The 7,188-nt window shown below is 67.7% G+C and carries 1 protein-coding gene; it reads left to right on the forward strand.

The genetic code is table 11. The annotated features are described in order from the left end of the window. The first annotated feature begins 945 nt into the window (after window positions 1-945). A complete protein-coding gene (locus ACIBG0_RS05425) occupies window positions 946-7,131 on the forward strand; it encodes a type I polyketide synthase (RefSeq protein WP_397029458.1) in 6,186 nt (2,061 codons plus the stop codon). Window positions 7,132-7,188: the final 57 nt, after the last annotated feature.

Raw genomic sequence — 7,188 nt, forward strand, 5'->3', positions numbered from 1 at the left:
GGCGCTGGGTCTGGACGTTCAGGCGCTCCGCGGAAACGGCTGGACGCGATGGGCAGCAAGAAGGAGGTGGATCTCGATTCGATGGGTAATGCCTAGTGTCATGGACGCGTTGGGCGGATCGCTGATTTCTTCGTGATCGAGTGATGCTTCGGCGCACATTTGTAGAGCGACGATTGGCTGTGATACCGCATTTGCATCGACGTCGCTGATGTGTGGTATGGAAGCGATGCTGTTTCCAGCGTGACTGCGACGAGTTTTCGGCCTGCCCAACGGCCGTCTGGCCGCCGATTATAGCCGATCGGAGAAGTGTCAGCAAAAGATCGCCCATCGGTTGCGGGAACCCGACAATGTTGTCCCTGTGGAGAGCGGGATCTGGTATGGCTGAATCCCAGCATCTATTCCCAATGTTGGGAACGCATGATACTCGGGTCGTATCGCGGTGCGTGGCCGATTTCTGCTGAATGAGGCTTCGAATTAACGGCCATTGATTGACCGGAGCGGCGATGTCAAAAGGGTATGAACGGTGGCAGTCGGCGACATTGTGGTGAGTCGGCTGGCGTCGGGAGTGTGAGAGGTATGTCGATGAGGGACATAGCGATGGCGGCACTGTGTGCCGGAAAAAAGCAAACGTCCAGTTCGTGTCGATCGGCCTCGGCGAACGTTCGCACGTCATGGAGCGGCCGGGAATCGGTGCCCGCATGCTCGGACGGGGACCGGTACCGCAGGCGGTCTGCGGGCGGATCCGTCGCTTCGCCCCCGCCCAACGTTGCCGAGGGCAGTCACGACGGCTGGATTCAGCCGTAACGCCACCGGCCGTCTGCCGCCGATTCGCCGAATCACCGCTGCGCCACTCGAAGCTCGAGGACGGCGTCGGTATCCCCTTGCCGATAGCGCCGGAATTCTTCCGGCGTCTTCGGCAACCCCGATCTACCCCTGGATGTGAACGTGGACACGAACACTGGTGACTCGTCCGACCGGATGTTGGAGTACCTCAAAAAGGTCACCGTGGAGCTCATGTCGAGTCGCGACGAGCTCACCCGACTGCGGGAGCAGAGCGTCGAGCCCATTGCGATAGTGGGCATGAGCTGCCGGTATCCGGGCGGTGTTGAGTCGCCGGAGCAACTGTGGGATCTGGTCGCCTCCGGCTCGGACGCGATCGGGGAATTCCCGGCCGACCGGGGCTGGGATGTGGCGGGATTGTTCGACCCCGATCCGGACCGGTTCGGGAAGGTGTATACGCGCGAGGGCGGTTTTCTTTCCGGCGCCGGTGATTTCGATGCCGGGTTTTTCGGCATCGGCCCGCGTGAGGCGGCGGCGATGGATCCGCAGCAGCGGTTGTTTCTGGAGGCCTCGTGGGAGGCCCTGGAAGACGCCGGTATCGACCCGACCTCGCTGCGAGGCAGCGACACCGGCGTGATCGCCGGAGTGATGTACACCGACTACGAGCACACGGCCAAGGCCGCCGGCCCGGCAGCGGAGGGGCACGCGGGCACCGGATCGGTGAGCAGTGTGGTGTCGGGGCGAGTGGCCTACACGCTGGGGCTGGAAGGTGCGGCGCTGACGGTCGACACGGCGTGCTCGTCGTCGCTGGTCGCGATCCATCTGGCCGCCCAGGCACTGCGCCGCCGGGAGACGTCCCTGGTGCTGGCCGGCGGTGTGACCGTGATGTCGACACCGTCGCTGTTCGTGGAGTTTTCGCGGCAACGGGGCTTGTCGCGTGATGGGCGGTGCAAGTCGTTCTCGGCCGGCGCGGACGGGGTGGGCTGGTCCGAGGGCGTGGGCGTGCTGGTGCTGGAACGGATGTCGGACGCGCGGCGATCCGGACACGAAATTCTGGCCGTCATTCGCGGATCGGCGGTGAATCAGGATGGTGCGAGCAATGGTTTGACCGCGCCGAACGGTCCGTCGCAGGAGCGGGTGATCGCGTCCGCGCTGGCAGCTGCCGGACTCGAGCCGGCGGATGTGGATGTGGTGGAGGCGCACGGGACGGGAACGCCGCTGGGCGATCCGATCGAGTCGCAGGCGTTGATCTCCGCATACGGACAGCGTCGCGGCGCGCCATTGCGGCTCGGGTCGCTGAAGTCGAATATCGGGCATTCGCAAGCGGCCGCGGGCGTGGGCGGGGTGATCAAGGTCGTGCAGGCGTTGCGGCACGAAATACTGCCCAAGACGCTACACGTGGATGAGCCGTCGCCGCATGTGGATTGGTCGGCGGGATCGGTGCGATTGCTGACCGAGGCGGAGCCCTGGCTCCCGGGTGAGCGGGTGCGGCGGGCCGGGGTGTCCTCGTTCGGGATCAGCGGCACCAACGCTCATTTGATCGTGGAGGAAGCGCCCGCGTCCGTCCCTTCGCCGGTCGAGGAGACCGCCGCGACCCCCGCTGCCGCGGCGGATGTGCTGCCGTTGCTGGTATCGGCCAAGTCCGATGCTGCGCTGCGCGCCCAGGCGGATCGGTTGCGGCAGTGGCTGCTCGACAATCCGAATGCGGACCTGTGGAGTGTGGCGTCGTCGCTGATCGAGAACAGGACGCAATGGGACCGGCGCGCCGTGGTGGTGGGTCGCGATCGCGAACAGCTGGCGTCGGAGTTGGCGGACCTGGCGTCGGGGTCCTCGGCGGCCGGTGCGTCCGTCGCGGGTGGGACGGCCTTTCTGTTCACGGGGCAAGGAGCTCAGCGGGTGGGGATGGGGGCGGAGCTCTATGCGGCCTTCCCGGTTTTCGCGACGGCGTTGGACGAGGTCTGCGCCGAGTTCGATCCCCATCTCGACGGGTCGTTGCGGGAGGTGATGTTCGCCGGCAGCGCTGCGGCACGGCCGCCGGGGGTCGGCGCGGCCGATGTCGCACTGGATCGGACGGAGTGGACGCAGCCCGCGTTGTTCGCGTTCGAGGTGGCGTTGTTCCGGTTGATGGGGTCGTTCGGCGTGACCGCGGATGTGCTGGCCGGACATTCGATCGGCGAGCTGACGGCCGCCTACGTCGCGGGGGTGTGGTCGCTGGCGGACGCGTGTGCGCTGGTGGCGGCGCGGGGACGCTTGATGGGTGCGTTGCCGGCGGGCGGCGCGATGCTCGCGGCCGCCCTGACCGAAAAGGAAGCGCTCGAACTCGTTGCGGTACAACGTGATCGGTTATCGGTCGCGGCTGTGAACGGCCCTTCGTCGGTGGTGCTGTCCGGCGCTGCCGACCTCGTCGAAGCGGCGGAGCGCGAGCTGTCCGACGCGGGCGTGCGGACATCGCGACTGCGGGTCGGTCACGCGTTCCATTCGGCGTTGATGGAGCCGATGCTCGACGAATTCCGTTCCGTGGCAGCGGGTCTGACATATCGATCGCCGACCGTTCCGGTGGTGTCGAACATCTCCGGCGGTATCGCCGGTGCCGAGGTGACCGATCCGGAGTACTGGGTGCAGCAGGTACGCGGCTGCGTGCGATTCGCGCCCGGCGTCGATGCCCTCGTCGCGGCCGGGGTGCGGCGATTCGTGGAGGTGGGCCCGGATGCGGTGCTGGCATCCATGACTCGCCAGTGCCTGGCCGAATATCCGGAGGTCGAGGCGGGGGCGATGGTTGCCGCCGGGGCGCGGCGTTCGGTCGACGAAGTGACGCAGTGCGTGACGATGCTGGGGCAGCTGCACGCCTGCGGCGCCGAGGTGGATTGGCAGCCGATCTTCGCGGGCCGTCCGCTACACCGGGTGTCGTTGCCCACGTACGCATTTCAGCGTCAGCGGTTCTGGTTGGAGCCGCTCGCCGCCGATGCCTGCGCGGTGTCGTCGGATCATCCGATCCTCACCGGCGTCGTCTCCGTCGCGGGCAGGGACGAATGGCTGTTCACCGGACGGATGTCGTTGCGGACCCACCCGTGGCTTGCCGATCACGCGGTCTTCGGCTCGGTGTTGCTGCCCGGGACCGGATTCGTGGAACTGGCGTTGACCGCCGGCACTCGGCTCGGCGCCGAGGTCGTCGAGGAACTGCTGCTGGAAGCGCCGCTGCTGCTGCCGGACGACATCGCGGTCGATATTCAGCTCGGTGTCGAGCCCGCCGATGGCGCGGGCAGGCGTCGGTTCGCCGTGCACTCCAGGGTGTCCGGTGAGCATTCCGACGGCGCGGAGTGGGTCGCGCACGCGACAGGGGTGCTGGCGCCCGTGGCCGGCGCGGCGAACGCGGTGTGGGAGGGACGGGTGTGGCCGCCCGCGGGCGCCGAACCGGTGGACTCGGCGCGGCTGTACGAGCGGTTGGCGGACATGGGTTTCGGGTACGGCCCAGCATTCCGGGGTGTGCGCGCCGCGTGGATGCGCGGTGCGGAGGTGTTCGCTGAGCTGTCGTTGCCCGAGAACACGGACGCGCGGCGGTTCCGGGTGCACCCGGCCTTGCTGGACGCCGCTTTCCACACCGCGATCGACCGTCTCGCCGATACCGGCGACGGCCGGGTGCCCTTGCCGTTCTCGTTCGCCGGAGTGCGCGTCTACCAGGAGGAAGCCACGGCCCTGCGGGTGCGTGTCGCCCGCACCGACGACACCATCCGAGTAGATGCCGCCGACACGCACGGTCTACCCGTAGTGGCCGTCGACACCCTCGTCGCGCGCCCGGTCGATGCCCGCGCCCTGCGCCGTGATCGCGCAACCTCGCACCCGCTCTACACCCTCCGGTGGACTCCGGCATCCACCTCGATCTCCGTGAATCGTTGTGCTGTAGCGATATTGGGCTCCACGACGATGCCGGGCGCCGAGGCACATACGGATCTGGACGCTCTGCTCGCAATGCCGTCCGTACCCGAGATCGTCGTCTGGCACTGTGACGATGTCCCCGCGACGGGTGATGCCGCCCAGGTGGCCCGGCTGCGAGTCGATGCGGCGCTGACGATGGTCCGGGACTGGATCGCCGACGAACGATCCGAGAAATCCACGCTGGTCGTCGTGACCCGCAACGCCGCGGAAATACCGGGCGAATTGTGTGATCCCGCGGCAGCGGCGGTATCCGGTTTGATCGCGTGTGCGCAGTCGGAACATCCCGGCCGGGTCGTCCAGATCGACCACGACGACGCCACGGCGGTGACATCCGGCACGGTGGTACGAGCCGCGGATCTCGGTGAGCCGCAGGTGGCAGCGCGTGACAACACGCTACTGGTACCCAGGCTGATACGGGCCGCCGCGCCGGATGCGGCACCGGTCTCGTTCGGCGGTGGGACGGTTCTGATCACCGGTGGCACCGGAGGTCTGGGTGCGCTGACGGCGCGACATCTGGTTGCGGCACACGGCGTTCGGAGCCTGCTGCTGGTTTCCCGGCGGGGACCGGATGCCCCGGGCGCCGCGGATCTGGTCGGCGATCTCGAGGCCGCGGGTGCGCAGGTCCGGGTGGTCGCCTGCGACGTCGCCGACCGAGATGCGCTGCGAGATCTGCTACGGACCATCCCGGAGCAACACCCGCTGACCGCCGTGATCCACACCGCCGGCGTACTCGACGACGGTACCGTCGAGACGCTGACCACCGAGCAGATCGACCGTGTCATGCGGCCGAAAGTCGATGCCGCACTGCATCTGCACGAACTCACCCGGGATCACGACCTGTCGGCGTTCGTGCTGTTTTCCTCCGCCGCCCCGCTACTCGGTGGTCAGGGCCAGGGCAACTACGCGGCCGCGAACCGTTTCCTCGACGCACTCGCGCATCGTCGTCGCGAAACCGGCCTGCCCGCGCACTCGCTGGCGTGGGGGCTGTGGACGCTCGGTATGGCAGGCGTGCTCGATCGGGAAGATACCGAGGTCATAGCCCGCCGTATTCGCACCCGGCTCGGGCTGCTACCCATCACCCCCGAGCCGGGATTGGCGATGTTCGACAAGGCGCTGGCCACCGGCCACTCGCTGCTGATGACCGCGTCGCTCGATAGGGAGGCGCTCGCATCGCTCGCTCGCTCCGGCGTGCTGCCGCCGGTGCTGCGCGAGATCGTGCGCGCGCCCGTGGCAGCGCAGCCCGGCAGCGAACGCGGCTCGCTGGCACAGCGTTTGGAGATGTTGCCTGAGGACGATCACTACGAGGTCATCCTCCAGGAGATACGCTCGCTGGCCGCCGTCGTCCTCGGACACAAGTCGGCCGCCGCGGTGGCCGCGGATGTACCGTTCGCCGAACTCGGATTCGACTCGTTGGGCGGCGTCGAGTTCCGTAACAGGCTCGTCGCCATCACGGGTCTGTCTCTGCCGTCGACGCTGGTGTTCGAGCATCCGACCGCCGCCGCGGTCGCGCAGCTGCTGCGGTCGCGGATGGGGGCGGTCGAGGTTCGGCACGAGCCGCCGCCCGCCGCATCGGGAGTACGTGGCCGGTTGACGGAGCTGGTGATGGCGGCGCATCGGCGCGGGGACGCGACCGAGGCGATGCCGCTGTTGATCGAAAGTGCCAGACTGAGCGTCGCTTTCGATGAGCCGGCCGCCGCGAATGGCCACTCGGCGCCCATGCTGCTGTCGCGCGCCGGCGCCGGACCCAACCTGATCTGCATCCCGTCGTTCCTGGTCGGCAACGGACCGCACCAGTTCGGCCGCTTGGCGCGCGAACTCGGCGCGGAATTCGGTGTGTCCGCGTTGCGACTGCCGGGGACCCGAGTCGGTGAACCGATGCCGCCGACCTGGGACGCGCTGCTCGACCACCTTGCCGTTGTCACCGAAAACGCTACGGGCCAGCATCCGTTCGTACTCGTCGGCTACTCGATCGGCGGAGCGGTCGCGCACGCGCTCGCCGAGCGGCTCGACGAGCGTGGTCGTGGCCCGGTCGGTGTCGCGATGCTCGACACCTATTCGCCGGATGGTGAAGACCTCATCGGCGCCGTTTTCGCCGGCGCGCTCGGCCTGGTGCTCGATCGCGGTCACGAACTGATCGATATCGACGACCACGCACTGGTCGCCATGGGCAATTATGTGCGGATCTTCGGCGAGCGCGGCACGCGGTCCATTGCCGCGCCCACGCTGAATCTGCGAGCCACTGTCGGGCTACCGGGCCTCGATATTGCTGCGCCGGTGCCGGATTGGCAGCACCGCGGCGACACGATCCACATATCCGCCGACCACTTCTCCCTCATCGAAGCCGCGGCACCGGCCGCGGCAGAGGGGATTCGGCGATGGCTCCACTCGATTGCGAGCGACGTCGTGAGCAACCGATGAACCGCGTGATCGCGAAAAACACATGCTTGGAATCGAATAAGGCGAGATAGAGGAATC

Origin of the sequence: Nocardia sp. NPDC050630, from assembly GCF_044457245.1 — a bacterium.
Lineage (GTDB): Bacteria > Actinomycetota > Actinomycetes > Mycobacteriales > Mycobacteriaceae > Nocardia.